Origin of the sequence: Jeotgalibacillus marinus, from assembly GCF_040801915.1 — a bacterium.
Classification (GTDB): Bacteria; Bacillota; Bacilli; order Bacillales; family Jeotgalibacillaceae; genus Jeotgalibacillus; species Jeotgalibacillus marinus.
The window spans coordinates 1-2,617 of sequence record NZ_JBFMIA010000049.1; the positions used below are offsets into that span (position 1 = coordinate 1).

General features: G+C 37.0%; 3 protein-coding genes. All 3 read right to left on the minus strand.

From position 1 onward, the window contains the following. Positions 1 to 906: efflux RND transporter permease subunit (locus AB1471_RS16730; protein WP_367780897.1), on the minus strand; the 906-nt coding region annotated here is incomplete at its 3' end. Positions 907 to 1,539: 633 nt separating this feature from the next. After that, entirely contained in the window at positions 1,540 to 2,292 is a 753-nt protein-coding gene (locus tag AB1471_RS16735) for a DUF4097 family beta strand repeat-containing protein (RefSeq protein WP_367780898.1), read from the minus strand. Next, a partial coding sequence (locus tag AB1471_RS16740) for a DUF1700 domain-containing protein (protein ID WP_367780899.1) occupies positions 2,289 to 2,617 on the minus strand: 329 nt, incomplete at its 5' end. The genes AB1471_RS16740 and AB1471_RS16735, both read right to left, overlap by 4 nt.

Genomic DNA, 2,617 nt, shown 5'->3' on the forward strand with positions numbered 1-2,617 from the left:
AATCATAGAGACTTCCTCACGAACGGCTGCTACCATATCGATTTCGGTAACACCTGCCACACTACCGACTTGGATGAATATAAACTGGTCCGACCCCTCTTTCCAAACAGAGGATGTATTTTCTATCGGTTGAAGTTTGATATCAGCAAACGTGTTTAGCATTTCGATTCCTTGCGTCGTAGGAATACGTAAATTATTCAAGTCCTCTACCGTTGTAAAAGAAGTATTCCACCGTAGTGTTGGTTGATTTTCTTCATCTATCAACTCACCCAGGGAAGATTCTGCATTCTCATTTTGGATCATTGCTAAAATTTGCGATGGGTCCAATTCGTATTCTAGTAACTTATCACGTTTTAATTCAATAAGTACCTCTTTTTCTTCAAGACCCATAAAAGCTACTTCACGAACTTCTCGCAATTCCTCAAGACGTGGTTTAAGGACCTCTTTGGAAAACAGCGTCAACTCTTCCATTGATCCACCTGATAGGTCCATGTAAAATTCAAATGGCTGATTCGTAGATAGTTCAAATGTGGTGATGTCTTCTACACCGGGTAGTTGTGGTCGCAGTGAATTAATAGCAGACTCCACTTCGGGGTAAACATCGTCCCCCCGACCACTTTCAAATGTAAGCTGAAGACTAGCTCTTCCGATATTGGTTGTAGAGGTAACTTTCTCCACACCATCAATTCCTGCTACCCTTTGTTCTATAGGATTAGTAATTAAGCGTTCTACCTCAAAAGCATTCATTTCTCCAGCCATGATTTCTACAAAAGATCCGTCAAAATCAATAGGTGGTAGCATTTCTTTATTTAACTTGATCGTTGCAAAACTTCCGACGATCACAACAAAAATAAATAACAATCCAACAATGATTTTGCGTTTTAAAAATAACTGTAACAGCTTCATTCCGTTCCCCCTTCGAATCCTATAAATACCCTAAATTACCAAACATAACAAATAAATTGTAATATTTTTGTATTTAATTTGCAATATAAAATATTATTTTAGTTTAAATTAAGTACAACACATAGTGAACCGCCCCATTATAGAGATAGGTAGCATATATAAGGTGGAACCATGGTCATTAAAGCCAATAAACACAATCAACCAATATTGAGAATATACTTTTAACTCATTGTTGATGCTTCCTTTCAAAAGCTTTAGCGATCTCTTTAGCTAATTTTCTATGAGATTTTCCTGTTTTTTCAGAGTTATTAACTATTTCCCGTGCTATGAAGGAAGGTTCCTTCTTCATTACTTTACAGTCCGTCGCTACGATACGAAGGCAAAAGTAAAAACTTCAATAAAAAAGCAGTCAGATGGCTGCAATCATTTTGTGTTGATTTTGACTTTGTTCGTTAGTGTTGAAGCAAATGGAGCCCAGAATGTTGGAGGACTAATTCCTTTTCCCATTTTTTAAAAAGAATTAGAATTTCTTTTTAAAAATCTGTTTTTTGCAACGTTGACGACGGACGAAAAGCTACGAAACCAAATAACATTGGCGATCATTGTTGCGATGCAAATACATAGGACACCTATTCACTGCCCGTCTACTCCAAGAAAAAGATTTCCAACTTCTGTTTTTAATCTCACCAAGGGGCCCCCGCCTCCCAAATCACTTGGTAACTCTACTGTTTGTTTTCCAATAGAGCGGTTCAAATCTGTTTCAAGAGATTCGGGAACTTCTGCTGTTTTTACTGAAACATTCCCAACCTCTGTGGTGGCAACAATGTCGTGAAGGATATTTTCTAATTGCAGGTTGATGTTACCAACTTCTGTCGTAGCATCAACTTCTCCTTGCAAGTTTTTCACGTGAATGTTTCCAACTTTAGTTATCAAATTGGATTGATTGACTGTCTGTTCATCAATGCTGATGTTTCCAACCTGAGCTTTCACCTCGAGTCGTTCAAAATCTGTCCTTGGCAATTTAACTATTAATTCAAATATTCCGGAATTAATAGTGAAAAGACGGACTTTCCTTTTCTCCCTCGCTTCAATGGTTAACTCCGAAGCTCCCTCGTTTACTAATAACTGAACATCATCCTCTGACTTTTTTTCAGCCGTTCCTTTCAGTTGCACGTCAATATTCGTCCCATCATACGGCACAATCGTTACATTCACCGTATCGGAGTCAATATCTATTGTAGAAATATTGCTTGCTGAAATACTTTCTTTGTGGTTGATATTGGTCAAGTTAAACGGCGATTGATCGAGAGAAAATAGCACTACATTACCGACGATAGATATCCCAATGAGAATAATTGCGATTGTAAAGATTTTTTTACTATTCACCCTTTTCTCCCCCTGACAATATCCAAGTTGAATTTTAAATATCTAAGTACGATTTTATAAAAATAATGCCAACCCTTTATCCCACCTAAAAGAAAGATGAGACCCACACCGATATAGCCAAGTATCAAAAATATTTCTTTGACATAAATAAGAGTGAATCCGTCCTGAATTAATAAAATAATTGGGGAAATTAATAAAAATACTCCTGTTACAAACAGTGTTACAGGGATCACTAGTCCAACGATGAAAGGTCCCAATACGAAAATAAGGTTGAACATACCAAGTCCTACTGCTGCAAACACCACTTTTGTTACATTATTAAATG